Raw genomic sequence first — 23853 nt, forward strand, 5'->3', positions numbered from 1 at the left:
GGGGCTTGGCCGCCATTAAAGAGCAATGGCCGTGTGCTCCGAGCGCGATTGACTGCGTAACGAAAGGCCCTCAAACGCGCTCTCCGTTTCTTCTTGGCAGATGGCTTCGATGACGCGATACGTCGGCAAAAGACTCGCGTAATCCGCCTCGAAGCAGCCGCGTGCTCTCACTGCATCAAAGAAGGCGAGCAGTTCACCATAGTAGCCACTGCGCTCATAACCCGAGTCCAGCGGGCCCGGTTGCCAAGTGCCACGCCAGCGCTTTGCTACACCCGTTACGTTCGTCCCGTGCTCGGGTTCATGGACAGTCATGTTCCAGAGATTGTCGAGTTCCACCATCGTCGAAGTTGAACTCACAACCTTCATCTGGAATTCAAAATAAGGGAAAGTGGTGCCCGAGAGCAAGCTCGCTGTCACACCAGAAGAAAATGTCAGATCACCGTTAACAATTAACCCATCGCTGTGGCGCTGAACACGCGGTCGCACATCAATCAATTCTCCGCGACCAAACGTTACCGCGAGATCAATCGTGTGAATCGCCTGAGCCAGTAAGAATGATCGCAACGATGAGTCGAGACCCCACAATGGCGTGCGCGGCTTGTTTGCATAGTGGTTGATCTGGACAAACAACGTATCACCGAACTCACGTGACGTCGTCATCTCGCGCAACTGGCGTATTGGTTTCGCAAACTTGAAGTTCATACCGACGCCAGTAACGACTCCGTGACGATTCGCAACGTCGACGAGCTCCTCTAGCTCCGCGAGCGTGGAACATGGCGGCTTTTCGACGAAGGCAGCCACACCCCGTTGCATCGCAAGCAGAGCAGCCTCCCGATGCATCTGCGGCGGGCCGGCCATTACTAGCGCATCCACGTGTATGTCTTTAAGCAAATCGACAACGCTGTCTTTCACCGGAATCCCCGGCACGAAGCGATGAATCTCAGTGACGCGAGCCCGATCCGTATCGCATGCAGCAATGATGCGGACATCGGGCATTTGCAGTAGCGAGGGAAGCAAATTCTCTTTCATCTGCGCCCCGATACCGACGAGGCCGACCTTGATCGCCGTCATCTTGTTGTCTCCAATAGGTTAATTGTGCCTTTGCGCACGAGATCAGCGCCCTTCCGGGGGGAGCGCTATTACCCGCTGCGAAGTGGCGTTTTTCGCAACAGCTGACAGAGGTTCTCTGAAAGCTATAGACGAATATCAGATTGAAACTCACTCACGCAAAAACGTTAGAAACCCAGCGATTAGACCGCTGATTTTTTTTGAGAGAAACCTATCAAGCATGTAGGCTGTAAAGAGATAGCAATATGGTAAGAGCTGATTTCTCGGTGCAGGACGTACGCCGTCCAGCGCTCAGTCGTTGTGAATCACTTTTGTTGAGTCTGAATTCGCAGGTTCGAAGGCAGCGTTGTTCCGAATTAGCCTCGCATTGCGTGTCGACAAGCGGAGGTGCGGACGCCCGAAAACGGAGCCCTGTCGCTAACCCTTGTTATCGATAGTCCAGCATTTTTTACTGAAACTGCCATTTCGCGAAACGCGTCATGCCCCCTTTGAGCTTCCCCCGAAATTTCACCTTCCAGTAGGTCATGTGTAAATTCGACCCGAAGGAAGGAAAGAATCGATGTTCAAAATACCGAAGCAGGCGTACACCGCTGAGTTCAGGACGCTCGCGGTACAGCGAGTGAAGGGCGGGCAAAGCGCGCGAGATGTTGCTCGTGAACTGGGGATTTCACACCAGTCGCTGCGCAACTGGGTCAAGGCCGATTATGCGACTGCGGGGGGGGGGCGGACCATCCTATTAGCGGCGGCGTTCTTCGCGAAGGACCTCCTGTGAAGTACGCCTGGATTGATTCGCATCGCTGGCACTATCCGCTGTCGGCGTTGTGTGGGGTCCTGTCGGTCAGTCTGAATGGCTATCGGGCCTGTTCAATCGGGAAGTCGTCGGCTGGTCGATCAAGCCGCGCATGACGGCTGACATCGTGACCGATGCGCTGACGACGGCATGGTTCCGACGCCGGCCCGAGCCCGGCACGCTGCACCATTCGGACAGGGGTAGCCAATATGCCAGCGACGATTTCCAGCGCAAGCTGGCGCAATACGGCATGCGCTGCTCGATGACCCGAAAAGGAAATTGTTGGGACAACGCCCCCACGGAGAGCTTCTTCAACAGCCTGAAGAACGAACGGGTGCATGCTACGCGATACCGTACCCATCAGGAAGCGATGGCGGACCTGTTCGAATACATCGAAGTGTTTTATAACCGCAGTCGTCGTCATTCGTCGCTCGGCTTTGTATCGCCGGTTCAGTTCCTGCAAGACCGGATCAAAGCTCAGCAGACCAAGGATGCGGCCGCGTAACCCGAGGCCTCTGGAAGGCGAAAAACCGAGGGAACCTCACCTTCTCGTCATCATCGAAGCGCGGCAGCCCCTTCAGGTGCGATGCACCGGCTGCGCGCGCGGCGGTGCCGAAGCTACGAAGCATTTCCGCCTTCAGCCGGGACGACAGGGAGCGGATCGCGTGCCCCGCGGTGTTGAACGGGTAATCGGCAGCAGTCAGGCCCACCGCGCGACACTGGCGCAGGAACTCGTCATGCATCGTCTGCAGGCCGCGAAGACGCGTGCGCAAGTTTCCATCCGTGTGGATCTGTTCGAGCAGTACCCTGCGCTGTTTCACCTGCAGCAGCAGCCACGCGGCGAGCGCCGGATGACGCTCAAAAAGCTGGGAAAGTGCGCCGGCCGCGCCGCGACTGCCGCGTTCACCGCGCACCACAACAGCACGCAGCCTGACGTAGTCGGCGATCCTTACATACCTGACCAGCGCACGAAAGCCAAATGGTCTGCCATCGGGATGGGGAGACAGGGCCCGTCCGAGCAGACGATAAAGCTGCCGTCGGTCAACTCCCGTTGACTGCTCGATCTGTCCAAGCGAGTCTCCTCGGACGTAACCCAGAACCGCCTGCATCCGTGCTTCGAAAACACGTCGTGTATCATCATCGAACTCAGTGTGAGCGACGGTCGGCCACACCGCGACATCAATCCCCTGCAATTCCGGTTTGCGGCAATTCAGGGCTGCGCCCCTTCAACCAGAAAGGTCGTGAGCAGCGACAGCGGTTGCGTGCGCAGTTCCGGCGCATTGACCTTGCCGGCGTGCAACAGCCCGAATAGAGCAGTACGCACCAGTACGGGGTCGCCAGTCGCGAACTCCCGCTCGACATCAAGCAGTCTGTGCGGGTGCGCGAGAAAGCGCTCGATCGCACGGGACAACGCTGCGGAAGGGAGATCCCGGTTCGCGACGATATACGGCAACATGCGCTGCCAGTTGTCGATCCATGCCCGCGCTGCCGCGATCTCTGCAGGCACCACTTCCCGGATCGGCAAGGCAGCGGCGTCGAGATCGTGCCACGATTCATCAGGCACACTTTCATCATCCTCATCACTAAGGATTACTAATTCATGGCGACCAGAAAAACGAACCCGGAAATCTGCGAGCCGTCTCTCGTCATCAACGATAACGTAGCCCAGGCGTTCGCAGAAGGTGATCACGGCAGGGTCCGCCTCAAGCAGAATCCACTGATCCAGCAGGGCGCGACGGAAAAACGTCACTCGCCGCGCGAGTTTCGGGCTGAATGCCTCAAGACGGCGAGCGCCACGAGGCCGAGCGAGCGCAACCGGCTCCGGGATTTTCAGGGAATGCTCCATAAGATCAGAACCTTACGGACGGGATTCGAAGTCGAGGAGGTGAAGTGACGAATTTAATGCGGACTTGTGCGAATTGACGCTTTTATTGCGATTCAAAGGTAAATAAAAACGTCACCAGGGTCGCGCTTTGGCACGTCGTTACTGGGGACGGGTAGTGTCAAATTAATTGCGGCCTACGGCTAGCGCTAGTGGATAAAGCGTGGCTAGTGCGATCGGCCCTGCCTCCACGACGAAGCAGGACTATCTGTAGCGAGCCGTGAACCACCTCGAAAACGCGCTCAGCGACGAGAACCCCAACAGCCTCGCCACGCCGGTGAAGGGGCGCTCATCGGACTCGATATAGCGGGTCACCAGCTCGGCCCGTACTTCATCCACGAGCGATGACCAGGTATGGCCGTGCTCGGCAAGGCGCCGATAGGGCGTCTTCCGGTGCCCCCCCAAGTTTCTGCGCCACCCAGTCTGAATCGCATTCGCCAACCGGCAATAGCGCAAAGATGAGTGTTGGATGACTTTTTCGGCGATGCTCGCGTTCGACTGGGTCAGCTTCGCGTCGAGGTCGATCATCGATCGGAGCCACGAAGTCACCGAACCGCCTTGACGGTTCTCCGCGATCGCTCGCCCGCGACGGTCAGACGTAAAAAGTTAACTTGTAGACATCATAACGCGTGAGTAGTATTCGCTACATGAATGCTATTTCGACGTGGTCGCTCTTCGTCCTGACCCTGCCTACGGAAAACGCGACGGCCCGCATGCGCTTTTGGCGCGCGCTCAAGGCAAAGGGCTGCGCGGTGTTGCGCGACGGCATCTACCTGCTGCCCTACACGGAGGAGCGCGAGGCAATGCTGCGCGAGCTCGCAGGTGCGATCGCCGACAGCGGCGGCACCGCCCATCTGCTACGCGCGCCAAGTCTCGACGCGTCGCAGGAACTGGAATTCCGCGCGCTATTCGATCGCAGCGAGGAATACGCCGCCTTCACCAGGGCGCTCGCGCAGGCCCGCAAAACGCTGGCTGGGCAGTCGGCCACGGAACTGGCGCGTCTGCTGCGCCGGCAGCGCAAGGATTTCGACACCATCCGTGGGATCGACTACTTTCCGGGCGACGTGGCCACTCGCGCAGAAGTCGCGTTGCAGGATTTCATCGCGCTCGTCGACACCATACTGTCGCCGGGTGAGCCGCACGCGGCAGAGCGCGCGATCCGCCGGCTTGCCATCGGCGAGTATCAAGGGCGTACCTGGGCAACGCGTCAGCGAATGTGGGTCGATCGCGTCGCCAGTGCCTGGCTGATTCGCCGCTTCATCGACGCGCGTGCGCGCTTCATCTGGCTCGCCTCGCCGGCGGACTGTCCACCTGACGCGCTCGGCTTCGATTTCGACGGTGCCGCGTTCACCCACGTGGGCGAGCGCGTGACGTTCGAGGTTTTGCTCGCGAGTTTCGGGCTCGACACGGATCCTGCGTTGTTGCGGCTTGGCGAGATCGTGCATGCGCTCGACGTGGGCGGGCCCGCCGCGGCCGAAACGGTCGGCTTCGAGGCCGTGATGGCGGGCACGCGCCAACGCGTGGAAAACGACGACCAGTTGCTGGAACAGATGGGTGCGGTGCTTGACTCTCTCTATGCGCACTTCGCATCGAACGGGAAGAGCGAATCGGGGGGACGGTCATGACTACTTCGGTGGCGACAAACGCGCCAACCTACTCGTTGGGACAACTGGTCCGATACATGCTGCGGCTCGGGGCGTTCGGCTTCGGTGGCCCGGTCGCGCTCGCCGGCTATATGCGTCGCGATCTGGTCGAGAAGCACGGCTGGATCACGGAAGCCGACTACAAGGAAGGACTCACGCTGGCGCAGCTCGCGCCGGGGCCGATGGCGGCCCAGCTCGCGATTTATCTCGGCTTCGTCCATTACCGGATCCTCGGCGCGACGCTCGTCGGATTCGCTTTCGTGCTGCCGTCGTTCCTGATGGTCGTCGCGCTCGGCTTCGCGTACGCGCACTTCGGTGGTCTGTCGTGGATGCAGGCCGTGTTCTATGGTGTCGGCGCCGCAGTGGTCGGCATCATCGCAATGAGTGCGTACAAGCTCACGACGAAGACCGTTGGCAACGACAAGCTGCTCTGGGCGATCTTTCTGACGCTCGCGGCGGTGACGTTCATCACTGAATCGGAAATCGCGTGGCTCTTCATCGTCGCCGGTCTGATCGGCTGGTTGTGGCGAGCGCCACCCAAATGGCTGCACAAGAGCGGGTTGAACGCACTCGCTGGAGCCAACCTGCCGGCGGCAAGCGGCCTGCTGAGCGGCATCGATCTGCCGCAACTCGCGCAGATTGGCGTGTTTTTCGCCAAAGCGGGCGCGTTCGTGTTTGGATCAGGACTCGCGATCGTGCCGTTTTTATACGGCGGCGTCGTGACCGAGCACCACTGGCTGAACGACAAGCAGTTCGTCGACGCGGTTGCGGTCGCGATGATCACGCCGGGGCCAGTCGTGATCACGGTCGGCTTCATCGGCTATCTCGTGGCGGGTTTTCCGGGGGCGCTCGTTGCCGCGCTCGGCACTTTCCTGCCGTGCTATCTGTTCACCATCGTCCCCGCGCCTTACGTGAAGAAGTACGGCCACCGGCCCGACGTCAAGGCGTTCGTCAACGGCATCACGGCGGCGGCCGTGGGCGCAATCACGGGCTCGGTGCTCGTCATTGCGAAGCGCTCGATCGTCGACCTCCCGACAGCGCTCGTCGCCCTCGCGACGATTGCGCTGTTGTGGCGCTTCAAGAAGCTGCAGGAGCCAGTAATCGTCATTGCGGCAGCACTTTTCGGGTTGGTGGCCTATCCGTTGCTCCACCATTGATTCACATTGCCGGGAGACGATCGTGACGTACCAGATGAAAGCATTGTCCTGCGATCCGGGCAAGCTGCCGGGCCTGTCCGAAAGACTGATCGTTCGGACAGGAGAAACGCCATGAAATGGATTACGCGTGAACGGCCGAATGCAATCTCGAGCGGCCTTTCCAGTAACTTCGCCGACGATCACGAGCAGCTACGGCACGGGATGGTGATGTACGACGCGCTCTACGCGTGGTGTCGGCGCGATGCACGTGCCTAGCGGCCGCGGGGCCGTCTCGTGCGCGATCCGTTTTTCGCGCCGGCTCCTTCCGGACGGCGTCGGGCATGCTGCGTGGATTATCCTCGTGAGCCGAAGTCTGCGCGGGTTCTGCGACGGCTTCATCGCGGTGCTGCTCCCCGCATACTTGCTGTCCCTCGGCTTCACGCAAATTGATGTCGGACTGGTCAGCACCGCGACGTTGATGGGTTCGGCTGTCGCGACAATCGCCGTCGGCATCGTGGCAAGCCGCTTCCCACACCGTCGCATGCTGACCCTCGCGGCAATCCTGATGGCCGCCACTGGTATCGGTTTCGCCAGCTTATCGACCATGTGGCCGCTGCTAGTCGTGGCCTTTGTCGGCACGCTCAACCCGAGTTCCGGCGACGTCAGTCTCTTCTTGCCGCTCGAGCAGGCGCGTCTGGCCGAAGCGGCGACCGGCAACGCGCGGACCGCGCTGTTTGCCCGCTACAGCCTGGTCGGCGCCGTGTCGGCGGCATTGGGATCGCTCGCCGCAGGCCTGCCGCTTTGGCTCGCTTCACATGCCGGGATTTCGCTGCTGGCGGCGATGCGCGCGATGTTTCTCGTTTATGCGGCGACCGGCCTCGCGGTGTGCGTGCTGTACATCAGATCGCCGCGTACAGGGTCGCACGCGACGGCAGCCGCACCTCCGCTCGGGCCATCGCGGCACATCGTTATGCGGCTTGCGCTGCTGTTCAGCGTCGACGCATTTGCGGGTGGCCTCGTCGTCAACTCGCTGCTGTCGCTCTGGCTGATGCAGCGCTTTGGGTTTTCCGTCAGCGCGGCTGGCCAGTTCTTTTTCTGCACCGGACTGCTGGCCGCAGGCTCTCAACTCGCCGCGGCGCCACTGTCACGCAAGATCGGCCTGCTCAACACCATGGTCTTCACGCACATTCCCTCGAGCGCCTGCCTGATCGGTGCGGCGCTGGCGCCGTCGCTGCCGGTGACGTTGACGCTCCTGCTCATGCGCAGCGCGATGTCGCAGATGGATGTGCCGACCCGCACTGCATACGTAATGGCCGTCGTCACGCCAGCAGAGCGCCCGACAGCCGCAAGCTTCACGTCCGTGCCACGTAGCCTCGCGGCGGCGATTGCACCGACATTGGCTGGCGGCCTGTTCAGCCTTGGATGGCTCGGCGCGCCGCTTGTCGCATGCGGTGCGCTGAAGATCGCATATGACCTTTCACTGCTCGTCGCTTTTCGCCACATCAAACCGGACGAAGGACCAAATCCATAGGGGCATCCACGACCTGTCGCAGGATGAATTTATGAAACACATCCGAAACTGGCGTTTCCACCTTCTCGTGGTCGTTGCAATGTCAGCTGTGCTGGTAGTGGCGGGCGCTGTTATCCAAATGACCGGCGCCGCGGCAGACGATCTCTCCCTCGGCAGTCTGCCATTGAAGCACGTCGCGGATATTCCGCTCCCCGGGCGCACGACACGGCTCGACTATGCGAGCCTGGATACGCGCCGTAACCTGCTATTTATTGCTCACCTTGTGCTCACCTTGTGCTCACCTTGGCGACAGCGAAGTCATCGTGTTCGATACGCGAGCGTCACGCGTGACCGCGCGGATTGCCAGCGTTCCCGTCCCAACAAAGCAAACGATTGTCCCCGATAAGCAAGCGGAAAAAATGGCCGCGCCGGATACTCGTCATCATGGATCGAAGCCGGACGCGCCGCTAAATACCGCGCTCCGGCCTCGTCGACGACCGCTCCTGCTCAAGCCAGCAGCAGCCATTTCCCCTGGAGACGCATCATGAATTTTCTCGACGGCCATCTGTTTCCTGAGAATCAGCAGCCCCTGATCATCACGGCCGCGCCTTATGCGCCGGGCTGGTTGCCCAGCGACTTTCCGGAGGACATTCCGGTCACGATGGAGGAACAGATCCAGAAGGCGGTGGACTGCTACAACGCGGGCGCGACGGTGCTGCACCTGCACGTGCGCGAACTCGACGGCAAGGGCAGCAAGCGTCTGTCGAAGTTCAACGAGCTGATCGCCGGGGTGCGCAAAGCGGTGCCGGAGATGATCATCCAGGTGGGCGGCTCGATCTCGTTCGCCCCCGAAAACGAAGGGCAAGCGGCCAAGTGGCTCTCCGACGACACCCGCCACATGCTGGCCGAGCTCGAGCCTACGCCGGACCAGGTCACGGTCACGGTCAACACCTCGCAGATGAACGTCACCGACCAGGCCGAGGACGACGACTTCCGGGGCACTTCGCGCGAAAACCCGACGCTCTTCAATGCCTACAAGGAGATGACGGTGCCCGCGCAGCCGGGCTGGGTGGAGGAGCATGTGCGCCGCCTGACGGCCAAGGGCATCCAGAGCGCGTTCCAGTGCTACAACCTCAACAGCTTCGAGTCGGTGGAGCGCCTGATGCGCCGCGGCTTCTACAAGGGCCCGCTGGTGATGAACTGGGTGGCGATCGCGGGTGGCATGGATACGCCAAACGTGTACAGCCTCGCCAACTTCATCCGCGCGGTGCCCGATGGCGCGGTGGTGACGGTGGAGAGCAACGTGCGCAACGTGCTGCCGGTCAACATGATGGGCATTGCGATGGGCCTGCACGTGCGCTGCGGCACGGAAGACTGCCTGTGGAACCAGTCGCGCACCGAAAAGCAGAGCACCGTGAAGCAGATCGAGCAGCTCGTGCGCATCTCGCGCGAGTTCGGTCGGCCGATCGCCACCGCGAAAGAGGCGCGCGAGATCAGCAAGATCGGCGTGTTCTACGACACGGTGGAGGAATCGCTGCATGCGAATGGCTTTGCGCCTAACCGCAACGGCGGCAATCAGGGCTTCCTGCGCAAGACCGCCTGATTGCCGAAGCGTTGAAGCGTTGAAGCGTTGGAGTGAGTCAATCGGCCGGTGCATTCTGACTGGCCGATTGTTCATCCGCTTGCTTGCGCCACTGCGAGACGCTGCAACCGAAGGCGCTCCGGAACCAGTGGCTGAAACCGCTGTGCGCGGAAAAGCCCAGCAGCACCGCGACCTCGCCAACCGGCAGGTCGCTTTCCAGCAAGTGGCGCACCGCCAGTTCCTCGCGCATCTGATTGAGCATCGCCGAAAACGTCAGCCCTTCGTCGCTGAGGTGGCGGTGCAGCGTGCGCCGGTCCACATGCAGATGCCGCGCCACCAGTTGCGCCGTGCATCGCCCTCCAGGGAGCAGCGCCAGGATCATTTCCCGGCAGGCTTCGCGCATACCTTCGCCGTGGCGGCGCAGCGCCGTTTCCAGATAGTCCCGCGCGAAATACGCGGCCCCCGGGTCTTCGCGCGTGCGCGGCATCGACAGGTCGGCCGCCGCGCAGACGAGACCGTTGAACGGCTGATTGAACTGAGGATTGCGGCCGAAGAAGACCCGGTAGGGCGTCATGTCGACCGGCGGGCGATGCGTGAAGCAAACTTGCTGCGGACGCCACTGCGGGCCGATCAGTTCGCGCAGAATGCGCAGTTTTATTGCCACCGCGAGTTCCATCGCCTGGCGCGTGGAGAGCCCGGGTTTCGGCAGCAGCGCTTCCCGGATCACCACGGACTGGCCGGCATCTTCGATGCGCGTGACCAGCGCGGCGCTCAGCAGCTTTTCGTAGCGGCACAAGGTATCGAGCGCCTGCCGCGGGGTGGGCTCGTCCTTGAGCACCAGCCAGATCGGCCCGAGGTTGGAGAGCGTGCGCCGCGCCGCGAGCCGCAGCGCGAAATCCTCCACGCCGGTCTCGCGTGCGGCGACTTCCAGCAGTTCGCGCACGGCGTGGCTGGGAATCAGCGCCTCGGGGTTGTCGAGCACGCGCGCCGAGATGCCCGCCGCGCGCAGGAACGCATAGGGATCGCGCCCGAGCGACTCCACCAGTTCGATGTAGCCGTTCAGGCTGGCGCTGCGTATCAGCTTGTCGACGTGTTGCATGAAGGGGATCCGCGTGGCGTGGTGCCACGCGAAAGGCTATCAGAACGGCCGGTCGCCCATGATGGTCGCGCGTTCCATCCGGCGCGGCGCGGGCCAGTAGTCGCTCACCGCGTAGTGCTGCGTGGCGATGTTGTCCCAGATCGCGACGCTGCCCGGTTCCCATTTGAAGCGCACCTGGTACTCGGGAATGGCCGCCTGGCTGATCAGGTAGTTCAGCAGCAGGCTCGCGCCCGGCGTCTTGTCCTGTCCGAAGCGTACGTTCTCGGGCGTATGGTAGTTGATGAAGTGCGTCGAGAACGGGCCCACGTAAAGGATCTTCTCACCGGTTTCCGGGTGCGTGCGCACCACCGGATGATCGACCAGCGGGTATTTGCGCACCAGCTCTTCACGCTCTTCGTTGGTCATGACAGCGCCGAACGAATGCTCGATCCCATGCTTGGCGCGCAAGCCTTCGATCTTGGCCTTGATGTCGTCGGGCAGATTCTTGTACGCCTCCACCATGTTCACCCAGATGGTGTCGCCGCCCACTTCCGGGCACGAAATGCAGCGCAGCACCGCGCCCTTGGGCGGATTGGCCCGCCACGACGCATCGCTGTGGTAGGTGTTCTCGAAGTGGTCCCGCTTCTCGCTCTTGTAGATCTCGATCAGGCCGGGGTAGCCCGGCACCGTGTTCGCAACGGGGTGATCTTCCAGATCGCCGAAGCGGCTCGCGAACGCGACATGGTCGGCGCGCGTAATGTCCTGGTCGCGGAAAAACAGCACCCGATGCTTCAACAGCAACGTCTTGATTTCGGCAAACAGGGCATCGTCTTTCGCCACGTCGGCGATACTCACATCCCTGAGTTCGGCGCCAATCGAACAGGTGAGGGGTTTGATCTTCATGGTGACGTCTCCGTAGACATGGATATTGTTGTGGGCTCGTATCTGCTTGCGATTGTGGGCGCGATGCCAACGGCGCGCTTGACCGAACGCGTCACAATTTGACAAACGCGCACACGGCGCAAGCCACGGTCATGCTGGCGGGCCAGGCGCGTAAGATGTCGCGCTGGAATACGAATGAGAAAGCCCGAAATCTAGCCATGGACCTGAACCTGATCGGCCTGTTCGTCGAAATCGTGGAAGCGCGCAGTCTCAGCGCAGCGGCGCGAAAGCTCGGCATGACGCGTGCGAACGTGAGCCAGCGGCTGAAATTGCTGGAACGCGAAACCGGGGCGCAACTGCTGCGCCGGTCGACGCGCAGCTTTGAACTGACGCAGGCGGGCAGCACGTTGTACGACTGCGGCAGGCGCATCGTGGAAGAACTGGGCACGGCTCGCGCGTCGATCGACAGCCTCGGCAACACGCTGCGCGGCCGGGTGCGCATCAGCGTGCCGACCGGTTTCGGCCGGCTGTTCGCCGGCGCGAAGCTGCTCGAATTCGCGCGTGCGAACCCGGGCATTGCGCTTACGGTCACGTTCAACAACTGGATCGAGGACCTGATTGCGGCCGAAGTGGATGTCGCGCTCAGGATTACCTCGACGCCGCCGCTCGATTGCGTCGCGCGCAAGATCTGCTCGTTCGAATGGGGCCTGTGCGCGTCGGCCGAGTATCTGCGCGAACATGGTCCGATCGAGCGCCCGGCGGACCTCGAACAGCACGCGCTCATCTGCGCGCCTTATGGCGGCCGGCGCGTGCCGATCGAACTCCTGCACCGCGAGGATGCCGCGGACACCCATACAATCACGGTCCCGCCCGCGTTGGAGTCGTCGGATTATCCGTTCCTTGCGGAAGCGGTGCGCGAGGGCATGGGGATTGGCGTGCTGCCGGACTATGTAATCCACCTGCAGGCGAACCGGGATTTGCTGCCGGTTCTGCAGCCCTGGCGCGTCGTGGGCCGGCAAAGCACGCTGTATATCGTCACGTTGCCCAACCGCTATCCGTCGCCGGCCACGCAAGCGCTGATCGACTTTCTGCACGGCCAGATTCTCGAGCTTGCCCGAAGCTGGACATGACCGGTGCGGCCAGCATCGTGTCATTGCCTTTCATATCGCACCGCTGTCAATTCCCTGTTAACAGTCCGTCAATCGGTACTGTGATTGTCAAGCAATAACTATCGCTCGACAATGTGCTGAAAGATCGATCAGTACATGGAGACGAGACGATGGACCGCGTATTCAGAAACGCCGCTCCGCAGTCGCGGCGGCCGACGCCGTCGAGCGTGGGCTTGGCTCGCTCCGCCTGATTCCCCATTCCTATTTTCATTCAGGATTCCTGCTCATGCGCGAAGCCGTCATTGTCTCCACTGCACGCACACCGCTGACCAAGGCGCACCGCGGCGAATTCAACGTCACGCCCGGCCCGGCGCTCGCGTCGTTCGCGGTGCGCGCCGCCGTGGAGCGCTCGGGCATCGATCCCGAATCGATCGAAGACGCGATTCTCGGATGCGGCTATCCCGAGGGCATCACCGGCCGCAACGTCGCGCGCCAGGCCGTGATCCGGGCCGGCTTGCCGCTGTCGATTGCCGGAACGACCGTCAACCGCTTTTGCGCTTCGGGTTTGCAGGCGATTGCGATTGCCGCAGGCCGCATCGTCGTCGATGGTGCGCCGGCCATGATTGCTGGCGGCGTCGAAAGCATCTCGGGCATCCGCCGCGACCTGCATCGCGCGAGCGACCTGGACCCGTGGCTCGTCGAGCATAAGCCGGCGCTTTACATGGAAATGATCGACACCGCCGATATCGTCGCGCAGCGCTACGGGATCAGCCGGGAAGCGCAGGACCGCTTTGCGGTGGCCAGTCAGCTCAAGACAGAAGCCGCACAAAGCGCGGGCCGCTTTGCCGACGAGATCGTCCCGGTCACCACGACGATGGCCGTCACCGACAAGCAAACCGGCGAGGTGAGCCAGCGCGAGGTCACGATCGATGTCGACACCTGCAATCGCCGTGGCACGACCTACGATGCGCTCGCGAAGCTGGCGCCCGTCAAGGGGCCGGAGAAGTTCGTCACGGCGGGCAACGCATCGCAGCTTTCGGACGGTGCTTCGGCGTGCGTAATGATGGAAGCGAATGAAGCGGGGCGCCGCAACCTCGCGCCGCTCGGCGCGTTCCGCGGCCTCGCGATGGCCGGCTGCGAGCCCGATGAGATGGGCATCGGCCCCGTGTTCGCGGTGCCCAGGCTGCTCGCGCGCCACGGCCTCACGATGGACGACATCGGCCTCTGGGAACTCAACGAGGCGTTCGCCTCGCAAGCGATCTACTGCCAGCAGCGCCTGGGCATTCCGGACGAACGCTTGAATGTGAACGGCGGCGCGATTGCCGTCGGTCATCCGTTCGGCATGACCGGCGCGCGTCTCGCGGGGCACGTGCTGCTCGAAGGCCGTCGCCGGGGCGTGAAGTACGCGGTCGTCACGATGTGCATCTCGGGCGGCATGGGCGCCGCCGCCCTTTTCGAAATCTACTGAAAGACGCTCGCACGGCGCGCGCCACTGCTGCGCTTAACCCTGATTCTCCCTGCTTCTCCGGACTTGTCATGTCGAATCTGAATTCCTCGCTGCCGCTCGCGGGCGTGCGCGTTCTCGATCTTTCCCGCGTGCTGGCGGGCCCCTGGTGCGCGACGGTGCTGGGCGATCTCGGTGCGGAAGTCATCAAGATCGAACATCCACGGCGCGGCGACGACACGCGCGACTGGGGGCTGCGCGTCGGTTCGACCCAGACGTCTTATTTCAACAGCGCGAACCGCAACAAGCGCTCGGTGACGGTCGATTTGCAGACGGCCGAAGGCCAGCAGATCGTGCGCGATCTCGCGCGCCAAAGCGACGTCGTGATCCAGAACTTCAAGTACGGCGGCGTGGAAAAGATGGGGCTCGGCTATGAGCAGCTGAAACAGGTGCGCGAGGACCTGATCTACTGCTCGATCTCCGGCTACGACCGCACCGGCCCGGAAGCAACGCGGCCCGGCTACGACCTCGTGGTGCAGGGCGAGGCCGGGCTGATGGCGCTGAACGGCGAAGCCAGCCAGCCGCCACTGAAGTTCGGCGTGGCCGCCGTCGATCTGTTTACCGGCATGTACTCGGCCCAGGCCATCCTCGCGGCGCTGTTCGAGCGCCAGCTCACCGGCAAGGGGCGCCACATCGAGATGGCGCTGTTCGATTGCGGCCTGATGATCACGTCGTACTACGGTCTCGAAGCGCTGATGAAGGGAGAAGACCCGCTGCGCGTCGGCAACGCCCATCCGTCGATCGTGCCGTATGGCGTGTTCGATGCGCAAGACGGGCCGCTCGTCATCACGGTCGGCAACAACGGGCAGTACGAGCGCTTCTGCCGCGAGGTGATCGAACGCCCCGATCTCGCCGACGACGAGCGCTTCAGGACCAATCTCGGCCGCGCCGAACACCGCGCGGCGCTGCTGCCGGAAATCGATCGCGAACTGGGCCGGCGCAAGCGTCAGGATTTGCTGGAGCGCCTGAGAGGCGCCGGCATTCCATGCGGCGAAGTGCTGGGCGTGCATGAGGCGCTCACCTCGAAGCGGGCGACCGACGCCGGGCTCGTGGCGACGCACGAACACCCGGAGGGCGGCCGCGCGAGCGTGCTGGCGCCACCGTACCGCCTCGACGGCGTGCGCCCTCCCGTGCGGCGCGCGCCGCCGCAGCTCGGCGAAGGCACGGCGGACGTGCTGCATGGGCTGCTCGGGCTCTCCGATGAGCGGATCGCGCAACTGCAGGCCGCTGGCGTCGTTTGACGAAGCGGCCCAAAGACGAAACAAGAAAGGAGACACGAATGAGGATGCACGACATGGAGGCCGGGCCGAAGATCGCCGCTGCCGGGCGAGAAAAGCTGCCACTGTATCCGTGGGTCGTATTTGCGCTGACCCTGGGCCTCGTGATGTCCGACTACATGTCGAGGCAGGTGCTCACGGCCGTGTTCCCGCTGATCAAGGCGGCGTGGCATTTGTCGGACACGCAGCTCGGTTCGCTCAACAGCGTGGTGGCGCTGCTGGTGGGCACGCTCACGCTGCCGCTTTCGCTGCTGGCCGCGCGCTGGGGGCATGTCAAGAGCATCTTCATCATGGCGGCATTGTGGAGCCTCGCCACGCTGGGCTGCGCCGTCTCCACGAACTATGGCGAAATGCTCGCCGCGCGAGCGTTGGTCGGCATTGGCGAGGCGGCTTACGGCGCGGTGGCGCCCGCGCTCCTCTTGAGCGTCTTTCCCATTTCCATGCGCGCCGTGCTTTTCGCGGCCTTCACAGCGGGCGCCTCGTTCGGCTCGGTGCTCGGCCTGGCGTTCGGCGGCGCTATCGCGGCCCATTTGGGATGGCCCTGGTCGTTCGCGTCGATGGGGATCTTCGGCATGGTGCTGGTGATCGTGTTTCGCGTCGTCGTGACCGAAGCGCGGGTGTCGCGCTACCAGTCGGGGAACGGGGGGCGCGCGGGTGGCGCACCGGCCGCATTGGGCGCGCGGGCGACGTTGCGCAGCCTGATTGGCGGCATTGCTTCGTCACCCTCGCTCGGTTGCGCGTATCTCGGCAGCGGCTTGCAGTTGTTCTGCACGGCGTCGCTATGGGCGTGGATGCCGAGCTATCTGAACCGTTACTACGGCATGGCAACGGGCCGCGCCGCGCTCACGGCAGCCGGGTTCGTGATGCTCTCCGGCGTCGGCATGATCACATGCGGCCTGATCGCCGACCGGATCAGCAAAACGCGGCCGGCGCGAAAGTGGGATGCGGCGTTTCTCTATTGCCTGACGGTGTTTGCGTTGCTCGCGATTGCGTTCCGTCTCGCGCCGGGCGCACTGCAACTCGTGCTGATCGGCGTGGCGATGTTCATCACGTCGGGCACCAATGGCCCGGGCGGCGCCATGGTGGCGAATCTCACGCCGCGCGCCATCCACGCATCGGCGTTCGCGCTGCTGGCGATCACTTATAACCTGCTCGGCACCGCGCCAGGGCCGTACTTCACCGGCTTCCTCGCGGACCGCATCGGCCTGCAGGGCGCCTTGCAGTACATGCCGTTCGTCAGCGTGATTTCGGCCACGGCGTTCTTCATCGGCAAACGCAGTTACGCGCGCGATCTCGCGCGTGTCGATGCGCAGTGAAACTTGCGCATTGAAGTCTGCGCAGTGCATTCGAACTTTCATCGAGGAATCCTCAATATGGCAAAGGCTATTCGTTTTCATGAAGTGGGCGGGCCGGAAGTGCTGCGGCTGGAAACGGTCGATGTCGGCGAGCCCGGCCCCGGCCAGGCGCGCGTGCGGCACACCTATGTGGCCGTGAACTTCATCGACATCTACTTTCGCACGGGCCAATACCCGCTCGCATTGCCCAATGGTCTCGGCTCGGATGCGGTGGGCGTGGTCGAAGCCGTTGGCGAGGGCGTAACCGACATCAAGGCCGGCGACCGTGTCGGTTACCTGCTGGGGCCGCAGGGCGCCTATTCGGACGTGCGCGTGATGCCGGCCGACGTGCTGATCCCGCTGCCCGACGGCGTGAGCGACAAGACCGCATCCACGCTGATCATGAAGGGCATGACCGCGCAGTACCTGTTTCGCCAGGTCTATCCGCTCAATGGCGGCGAGACCATCCTGTACCACGCGGCCGCGGGCGGCGTGGGGCTGATCGCCTGCCAGTGGGCGCGCGCGCTCGGCGTCACGATGATCGGCACGGTCAGCACCGACGAGAAGGCCGAAGTCGCGAAGGCGAATGGCTGCACGCACACCATCGTGACTTCGCGCGAGAACATTGCCGAGCGCGTGCGCGAGCTCACCGATGGCAAGGGCGTGCCGGTGGTGTTCGACTCGGTGGGCAAGGACACGCTGGAGGCGTCGCTGGACAGCCTGCAGGTCCGCGGCGCGCTGGTAAGCAACGGCACGAGCTCGGGCCCCGTGCAAATCGATACGCGCGTGCTGGCGCGCAAGGGATCGATCTGGGTGACGCGACCCGCGATGGTGCACTACGCAACGCCGCGCGCCCACATGCTGGAGATGGCCCGCGAACTGTTCGATCTCGTGCTGGCGGGCAAGATCAAGAGCGAGCCCGGCCAGACCTTTGCGCTGGAGGAGGCCGCCGACGCGCATCGCGCGCTTGAATCGCGCAAGACTATCGGTTCGACGGTGCTGGTGCCCTGAAGCGGCACGCGCTCAACTAACGCGGCGCGCGCTCAGGCAGGAGTCCCGCCTGAGCGCGCGAGCGATGCGCCGACGAACGCGCGCACGGCGGGGGAGAGTTCCCGACGCCGGCTTGCCAGCGCGAGGTGAACCGGATACTCGAAATCCGCAATCGGCTTGTAGCAAAGGCCGGGCTGCGTGAAATGGGACATCGATTCGGGCACCACGGCGACGCCATAGCCGGCCGATGCGAGGCTGAGCCCGGAGATGAAGTCGCGCACGCGATAGTCTAGGAAAGCCGAGAAACCGCCCGCTGCGCCCAGTGCGGACAGCACCTCGCCAAATCCTTCGTCCTCGTCGAATTGAGGCGAAATGAAGCTCTGGTCCTTCAGGTCGCGCGCCATCAGCTTGCGGCGCGTCGCGAGCGGATGCGTGTCGGCCATCGCCACCATGAGGCGCTCGGTATGGACGATCGTGGCCACGATGCCGGGCGGATATTGGCGCCTCGGCCGCGCGATACCGATATCGATTTCGCCGCCGTCCAGCGCTTCGAACTGGCGCGGCGTTTCCATGGGCACGACGTCGATGCGCACGTTCGGATGCGAGAGACGGAAGTCGCGCAGCATCGCGGAGAGCGCGCCGCTGGACACGCCCGACGCCACGTAGCCGATCCGCACGATGCCCGCCAGACCTCGGGCCGCCAGACGGCCGATTTGATCCGCGCGCTCGATGTGCCGTAATGCCGCCACGGCTTCGGCATGAAAGAGCCGCCCGGCATCGGTGAGCGTGACGGGCTGGCGCTTGTTGCGGTTCAGCAGACGCACGCCGAGGTCTTGTTCGAGACGCTGAATCTGGGCGCTCAGCGCCGATTGCGCGATATCGAGGCGATCCGCTGCGCGCGCGAAATGCAATTCCTCGACCACGGCGGTGAAGTATCTGAGTTGGCGAGCGTCGATCATTTAATCGGGAGAGGTGTTTAAAGGTTTGTGACCACTCTCCCGATGTTATCAAAGCCAGAGCCGTAGCGAGATGCCACTCCGGCGCTTCGCGCACCCGGCAGCGCGCCGACAAGTGGCCGGAAACGTCCCTACGCCCTGATCCCCGGCGCCCGCGCAGGCGCGCCCGGCAGCGGATTCTGCGGCGCCACAGCGGGCGCAGGTGCGCGCTGCGCCGGCTCCACGATCACCACAGGGTCTGGCATGGCCCACAGCGGCACCGCGAAAACCACGTTCCGTGGCGCCGGCACCGCGAATCCACCGAATGCGGCATGCTGGAACGCCAGCATCTGCTGTTGCATGGCCATCATTTGCTGCTGCATTGCCACCATTTGCGCCTGGGCGGCCTGCATCTGCCGCAGCGCTGCGGCGGACGGCGCGCCGCCCGCGCTCGTCTGTATTTCATAGCTGGCGCTGCCGCCCGGGCTGTGCCAACTCCACGTACTGACCTTCATCGGCCCCATCGCCGTTTGGACGACGTGGGTTTCGGCCTTCACCGGCACCGCCTGGCCGTTGACGTTGACGAACATCGGCTGCGCGGCGCGCTGCGCATCCATTGGGGCGCTCGCCTCACCAGCCAGAGCAAGCATCGGAGCGAGCGTCAGCGCTCCCAACGCCAAATACGAACGTAATCGCATTTCCGTACCTCCTTCGATCGATAGTGCTCGAATCAACACGAAAGACTCATGCAACTCCCTGAGGGAGTCGGCGAAAACTATGCGGACGCAACCTTAAACGGGGATTAAACGCCGGACCCGCGAGCGCGCACCCGGACTGCGCCGCGCAAACTGACGAATTTTCACCAGAGGCTTTCAAAACGCATAAGGCTTTGCTACTATCCCGGCCGATATGTAATGAGAATGAGTCGTATTTGTGTTTCGGAAATCGTCCGGCGCAGAAGGCTCCGCAACTATGGCCGATATGAACAATCAACGAATCACACGCCGTACGGGCAGCGGGCTCCCTCGCCCAGTGCGGATTGCCGCCTGGCTGACGTTCGCCGCCGCGGCACAGTCCGCTTTCGCACAATCCGCAGCGGCCGGGGGTGCTGCCGGGCCGGCACATGCCGCAAGCGGCGCGAACGCCGCGGCGCCTGATGGGGCCGCCCCAGGCGTAGCGACGCCCGGCACCGCCCCGCCCGCCGCCGAGCAGTCGCTGCCCGCCGTGAAGGTGAGCGCCGCCGCCGTGACCGACTCGCCGCTGCATCTGGACACGCCGGTGTCGAATGGCGCGCTCGGCACGCGCTCGCAGCTCGATACTCCGTTCTCCACCACGGTGGTCACGGGCGAAGATCTCGCCGACCGCCAGGTCTACAAGCTCGGCGATGTGTTCGCCGGCGACGCATCGGTCACCGACAACAGCAACGCCTATAGCGCGTGGGCGACCTACATTACGATTCGCGGCCTGCCCATCGACTGGCAGAACGGTTTTCGCATCGACGGCAATCCGTTCATTTCGTACGGCATCACCATGCCCTACGAGAATCTCGAGCGCGTGGAGTTGCTCAAGGGGCTCGGCGGTTTCATGTACGGCTTCGCGCAGCCTGGCGGCGTCGTCAACTACGTCACGAAGAAGCCGGGCCAGGACCCGGTCACGAGCCTCGACCTCGGCTATCGCATGGACGGCGTGCTTACCCAGCACGTCGATTTGAGCCGCCGCTTCGGCCCCGATGGCATGTTCGGCGCGCGCATCAACTACTCGCACGAGGCCGGCAAGACCTACAACGCGGGCGACATCAACCGCAACGCGCTGGCGCTCGCGCTCGATGGGCAGCTCACGCGCGACCTGCAGGTCTATTTCAACGCGATCTATCAGCAAAGCCGTTCGAGCGGCCAGACGCCGGCCATCTACACGGGCAGCTACACCGCTTCGAGCCTGCCCGCGACGATCAGCGGCGGCACCAACTGGCTCGCGGGCACCGACCAGCACCTGAACACCAACCTGCAGCTCTACACGGCCGGTGTCAAATATCAGATCGCGCCGGACTGGACCTTCAATACTTCGGCGAGCTATAGCAAGTCCGCGCGCGACCGCAACGAAAGCACGCTCACGCTGCTCGACCAGGCGGGCAATTACACCGACAGCCGCTGGAACGGCGACGAAGGCCACCAGGACATCTACTGGCAGGGCGCGTTCGAAGGCAAGGTGAAGACCGGGCCGCTCACGCATCATCTGGTGCTGGGCGCAGCGGTCCAGCATCAGACCAACGACTATGGCACGGCGGCGGGCACTGTCATCCAGACGCTCGGCGAGGGCAATCTCTACGAGCCCAATCCATTCCGCCATTACTCGGGTAGCGGCCTGCAAAAATACCGCGCCAGCGAGATCAACCAGAAGTCGCTGTTCGTGAGCGACACCGTCGATCTGACGAGCCGCTGGTCGCTGCTCGCGGGCGTGCGCTACACGAATTACGATCAGGAGTCCTTCGCCGAATCGGGCGCGACGACTGCGTCGTATGGGCAGAACGGCGTGATTACGCCGACCTTCGCGCTCATGTACAAGCTCGAACCGCAAACCACCCTCTACGCGAGCTATGTGGAATCGCTGGAGCCCGGTCAAGTCGTTTCGGATATCTATGCAAATGGCGGATCGGTGCTGAACCCGCTGCGCTCGCGCCAGTACGAGGTGGGCATCAAGAGCGAGCATGCGCGCTGGAGCGCGAATGCGGCGCTGTTCCGCATCGAGCGCGGCGCGAGTTACGCGAACGCCCAGAACGTGCTCACGCAGGACGGCAATTCGATCTACGAGGGCATCGAGGCGGGCGGCAGTGTGCGTCTCGGGCGTAGCTGGGAGGTGGCGGGCGATCTCATGCTGCTCGATACGTGGTACGCGAAGGGGCAGCAGTACAACGGCAATCGCGTGGCCGGCGCACCGCAGTTCGTCGCGGCGGCGCGCGTGACTTACGACGTGCCGTTCGTGCCGGGCCTGCGCCTGGGCGCCGACGCCAAGTACACGGGCAACACCGAAGTGCGTCCGGCCGGCAACCTGGAGACGGGCGGTTACATGATCGTAAACGTTGGGGCCAACTATATGACGCGCATCGGCGGCCACGACGTGACGCTGCGCGCGGCCATCGACAATCTCACGAACCGGCGTTACTGGATGTTCCAGTACGACAATTACATCGCGCCGGGCGACCCGCGCACGGTGAGCCTGAACGCGAAGATCGATTTTTGAGCGACCACGCTCAAAAGGGCTCAAAAACCGTGCCGTACCGTCAGCGTTGCGCCGGTGCTGCGCGAATGCAGGATCGCGACGCGCGCCGTGCCGGAGAACACCCAGTCGTTGACGGTCAGCGACAGCCGCCGCTGCGGTTGCGCGCCGATCGACAGCGTGGCGTTGGGGATTTCGGTGAGCGTGAGGGCGGGCGCCGTCGAACGCCCCATCTGAAGATACGCGGTTGGCCGCTGCTGCTGGGGCTGCGCCACCCCAGTCTCCGGGCTGGCGCTCTCGCCGCCGAGCCGGAAATCATGGTCGATCTTCACGCTGTAGAAGTCGGGCAGTTGCGCGTCGAAGGGCGCGCGTTGCGCTGCCTGATACTGGAACTCAAAGCGATGCAGCCAGGTCTGCGGCCCCGGAATGGACGACATGACTTCTATGGGCAACGGCGCGATGCTGGCGACCGTCATTTCCTCGGGCGGACTCGCGAATGTGCCGTCCGCGAACGCGTACCCGCTCAGCAGGAGGCATACCGCGCCGGCAATCCTTTCGTTCAGGCACGTCATGGACATGCCTCCTTTGAAAGAATGGAAACGTCACACGCCAACCGAAACGTTGGGTCCGAACTGACTGCCTTTAACGCCTGGCTTGCATTCAGACATTCTAGTCAGCCTGACGCGGAGTGCTGTTCGAATGTATGCGGCAACGCACAGTCGCGGCACTGGCGGTCTGCCGCTATCGGTTGTCGTTTTTGCGCTATATGACTTGATCCCGACGCGGGAATACTACGCCAATCAAGAACGAAACTCGGCGGGGCGGTAATGAGAAAGCATGTGGATGGCGCGGCAATGGCCATCATGGTGACGCTGTGCCTGATCTGGGGCTTCCAGCAGGTGGCCATCAAGGCGGTGGCCGGCGACATCGCGCCCATGATGCAGGTGGGCGTGCGCTCCGGCGTCGCGGCCGTGCTCGTCTGGCTGTTCAACCGCTTCGTGACGCGCGAGCGCTGGGTGCCCGGCGTCGCGCTGCGCTCGGGGCTCGCGGTGGGTGTGCTGTTCGCGCTCGAATTCCTGTTCGTTGCCGAGGCGCTGCGCTGGACCCACGCCTCGCACGTGGCCGTGCTGCTCTACACCGCGCCCATGTTCGCAGCCATCGGCCTGCATCTGAAGCTGCCCGATGAACGCCTCGCCGGACTTCAATGGGGCGGTATCGGCCTCGCGTTCGCGGGCATCGCCGTGGCGTTTCTCGGGCCAACGCTGCTGGGCGAGGGCCACGTGGCGGGCCCCAACTGGCTGCTCGGCGACTTCATGGCGCTGTGCGGCGGCGTGGCGTGGGGCATGTCCACGGTCGTCGTGCGCACCACGCGCCTGAGCGAGGCGCCCCCCACGCAGACGCTCTTCTACCAGCTCGCGTGCGCCTTCTTCCTGCTGTTGCCGTTCGCTTTCGCCATCGGCCAGACCACGTTTCGCAGCGCGCCGCTCGCGCTCGCGAGCCTTGTGTTCCAGTCCGTCGCGGTGGCCTTCGTGAGCTATCTGACCTGGTTCTGGCTGCTGCGCCGCTATTTTGCGGCGCGTCTTGGCGTGCTCTCGTTCATGACGCCGCTGTTCGGCGTGGCGATGGGCGTGGTGCTGCTGGGCGAGCATGTCGATGTGGCGTTTCTCGTGGGCTCGGCGCTCGTGCTCACGGGCCTTTTGATCGTGAACGGCGAGGCGTGGCTGCGCCAGCTATTCGTGCGCGGCGCCCGCGTGGAGGGCGGCGCAGGTTTTTGAAGGGCGTGGCCTGACTCATAGTTCCTGACTCATCGGTCCTGACTCATCGGGCGCCCGCTGTAGCTGGCATGACGCCGGGCTCGCTATGCCGAAATCGTCATTGCCATTGCGCCGTTCGAGCAAGACGGCCGCGCGGGCGACACCT

20 protein-coding genes and 2 pseudogenes are annotated in these 23853 nt (G+C 63.4%); 13 read left to right on the forward strand and 9 right to left on the reverse strand.

Annotation, left to right across the window (positions count from 1 at the left end; all coding sequences use genetic code 11):
- Nucleotides 1–15 precede the first annotated feature (15 nt).
- Nucleotides 16–1071, reverse strand: a complete 1056-nt coding sequence (locus NH14_RS19175) for a Gfo/Idh/MocA family protein (RefSeq protein WP_035524461.1) — start codon at nucleotides 1069–1071, stop codon at nucleotides 16–18.
- Between the two features lie 556 nt (nucleotides 1072–1627).
- On the opposite strand from NH14_RS19175, the pseudogene NH14_RS19180 reads away from it, so the two are divergent.
- Nucleotides 1628–2363: pseudogene (locus NH14_RS19180) on the forward strand (IS3 family transposase).
- Here the strand turns inward: NH14_RS19180 and NH14_RS19185 are convergent.
- From NH14_RS19185 to NH14_RS19195, 3 genes are all read right to left on the reverse strand, one after another.
- Entirely contained in the window at nucleotides 2329–3051 is a 723-nt protein-coding gene (locus tag NH14_RS19185; RefSeq protein ID WP_508613267.1) for a hypothetical protein, read from the reverse strand. The pseudogene NH14_RS19180 and the gene NH14_RS19185 sit on opposite strands and share 35 nt — an antisense overlap.
- A gap of 17 nt (nucleotides 3052–3068) precedes the next feature.
- Nucleotides 3069–3704, reverse strand: coding sequence for a hypothetical protein (locus tag NH14_RS19190; RefSeq protein ID WP_035524463.1), 636 nt, complete (start codon nucleotides 3702–3704; stop codon nucleotides 3069–3071).
- A gap of 240 nt (nucleotides 3705–3944) precedes the next feature.
- Complete coding sequence (locus tag NH14_RS19195; protein WP_035524466.1) at nucleotides 3945–4268, reverse strand: helix-turn-helix transcriptional regulator; 324 nt, start codon at nucleotides 4266–4268, stop codon at nucleotides 3945–3947.
- Nucleotides 4269–4387: 119 nt separating this feature from the next.
- Between NH14_RS19195 and NH14_RS19200 the strand changes: the two genes are divergently transcribed.
- The 5 genes and pseudogenes from NH14_RS19200 (at nucleotide 4388) to NH14_RS19225 (ending at nucleotide 9632) form a co-directional block, all read left to right on the forward strand.
- A complete protein-coding gene (locus NH14_RS19200; RefSeq protein ID WP_035524469.1) occupies nucleotides 4388–5365 on the forward strand; it encodes a chromate resistance protein ChrB domain-containing protein in 978 nt (325 codons plus the stop codon).
- Nucleotides 5362–6540 (forward strand): chromate transporter, encoded by a 1179-nt coding sequence (locus NH14_RS19205; RefSeq protein WP_035524472.1) that lies wholly within the window; start codon nucleotides 5362–5364, stop codon nucleotides 6538–6540. The genes NH14_RS19200 and NH14_RS19205 overlap by 4 nt, the downstream gene beginning before the upstream one ends.
- A gap of 138 nt (nucleotides 6541–6678) precedes the next feature.
- Nucleotides 6679–6795 (forward strand): annotated as a pseudogene (locus NH14_RS19210) (chromate resistance protein ChrB domain-containing protein); the annotation flags it as partial.
- Complete coding sequence (locus tag NH14_RS19215) at nucleotides 6782–8050, forward strand: MFS transporter (RefSeq protein ID WP_035524475.1); 1269 nt, start codon at nucleotides 6782–6784, stop codon at nucleotides 8048–8050. The pseudogene NH14_RS19210 and the gene NH14_RS19215, both read left to right, overlap by 14 nt.
- A gap of 523 nt (nucleotides 8051–8573) precedes the next feature.
- Nucleotides 8574–9632, forward strand: coding sequence for a beta-keto acid cleavage family enzyme (locus NH14_RS19225; RefSeq protein ID WP_035524477.1), 1059 nt, complete (start codon nucleotides 8574–8576; stop codon nucleotides 9630–9632).
- Nucleotides 9633–9669: 37 nt separating this feature from the next.
- Here the strand turns inward: NH14_RS19225 and NH14_RS19230 are convergent, their stop codons facing one another.
- Both NH14_RS19230 and NH14_RS19235 read right to left on the reverse strand, forming a co-directional pair.
- Entirely contained in the window at nucleotides 9670–10710 is a 1041-nt protein-coding gene (locus NH14_RS19230) for an AraC family transcriptional regulator (protein ID WP_052147917.1), read from the reverse strand.
- 39 nt (nucleotides 10711–10749) lie between these two features.
- Entirely contained in the window at nucleotides 10750–11592 is an 843-nt protein-coding gene (locus NH14_RS19235) for a TauD/TfdA dioxygenase family protein (protein ID WP_035524479.1), read from the reverse strand.
- A gap of 197 nt (nucleotides 11593–11789) precedes the next feature.
- Between NH14_RS19235 and NH14_RS19240 the strand changes: the two genes are divergently transcribed.
- From NH14_RS19240 to NH14_RS19260, 5 genes are all read left to right on the forward strand, one after another.
- On the forward strand, nucleotides 11790–12701 hold the full coding sequence (locus NH14_RS19240) for a LysR family transcriptional regulator (RefSeq protein WP_035524997.1): 912 nt from the start codon (nucleotides 11790–11792) through the stop codon (nucleotides 12699–12701).
- Nucleotides 12702–12966: 265 nt separating this feature from the next.
- Complete coding sequence (locus NH14_RS19245; protein ID WP_035524483.1) at nucleotides 12967–14148, forward strand: acetyl-CoA C-acyltransferase; 1182 nt, start codon at nucleotides 12967–12969, stop codon at nucleotides 14146–14148.
- Between the two features lie 68 nt (nucleotides 14149–14216).
- Nucleotides 14217–15425 carry a CaiB/BaiF CoA transferase family protein gene (locus NH14_RS19250; RefSeq protein ID WP_035524485.1) on the forward strand — a complete coding sequence of 403 codons (1209 nt, stop codon included), beginning with the start codon at nucleotides 14217–14219 and terminating at the stop codon, nucleotides 15423–15425.
- Between the two features lie 38 nt (nucleotides 15426–15463).
- Nucleotides 15464–16777 carry an MFS transporter gene (locus NH14_RS19255; protein ID WP_052147918.1) on the forward strand — a complete coding sequence of 438 codons (1314 nt, stop codon included), beginning with the start codon at nucleotides 15464–15466 and terminating at the stop codon, nucleotides 16775–16777.
- 57 nt (nucleotides 16778–16834) lie between these two features.
- A complete protein-coding gene (locus tag NH14_RS19260; protein ID WP_035524487.1) occupies nucleotides 16835–17806 on the forward strand; it encodes a quinone oxidoreductase family protein in 972 nt (323 codons plus the stop codon).
- Nucleotides 17807–17838: 32 nt separating this feature from the next.
- On the opposite strand, the gene NH14_RS19265 is transcribed toward NH14_RS19260, so the two are convergent.
- Together NH14_RS19265 and NH14_RS19270 are read right to left on the reverse strand one after the other, a co-directional pair.
- The gene (locus tag NH14_RS19265; protein ID WP_035524488.1) at nucleotides 17839–18744 is read right to left on the reverse strand and encodes a LysR family transcriptional regulator; all 906 of its coding nucleotides are present in this window, start codon (nucleotides 18742–18744) and stop codon (nucleotides 17839–17841) included.
- A gap of 128 nt (nucleotides 18745–18872) precedes the next feature.
- Nucleotides 18873–19418, reverse strand: a complete 546-nt coding sequence (locus NH14_RS19270; RefSeq protein WP_035524490.1) for a hypothetical protein — start codon at nucleotides 19416–19418, stop codon at nucleotides 18873–18875.
- Nucleotides 19419–19701: 283 nt separating this feature from the next.
- On the opposite strand from NH14_RS19270, the gene NH14_RS19275 reads away from it, so the two are divergent.
- Nucleotides 19702–21957, forward strand: coding sequence for a TonB-dependent siderophore receptor (locus NH14_RS19275; protein ID WP_237179695.1), 2256 nt, complete (start codon nucleotides 19702–19704; stop codon nucleotides 21955–21957).
- Nucleotides 21958–21977: 20 nt separating this feature from the next.
- On the opposite strand, the gene NH14_RS19280 is transcribed toward NH14_RS19275, so the two are convergent.
- On the reverse strand, nucleotides 21978–22505 hold the full coding sequence (locus NH14_RS19280; RefSeq protein ID WP_035524493.1) for a hypothetical protein: 528 nt from the start codon (nucleotides 22503–22505) through the stop codon (nucleotides 21978–21980).
- 255 nt (nucleotides 22506–22760) lie between these two features.
- On the opposite strand from NH14_RS19280, the gene NH14_RS19285 reads away from it, so the two are divergent.
- Nucleotides 22761–23708, forward strand: a complete 948-nt coding sequence (locus NH14_RS19285; protein WP_035524496.1) for a DMT family transporter — start codon at nucleotides 22761–22763, stop codon at nucleotides 23706–23708.
- Nucleotides 23709–23853: the final 145 nt, after the last annotated feature.

Origin of the sequence: Paraburkholderia sacchari (assembly GCF_000785435.2) — a bacterium.
In the GTDB taxonomy this organism is placed as follows: domain Bacteria; phylum Pseudomonadota; class Gammaproteobacteria; order Burkholderiales; family Burkholderiaceae; genus Paraburkholderia; species Paraburkholderia sacchari.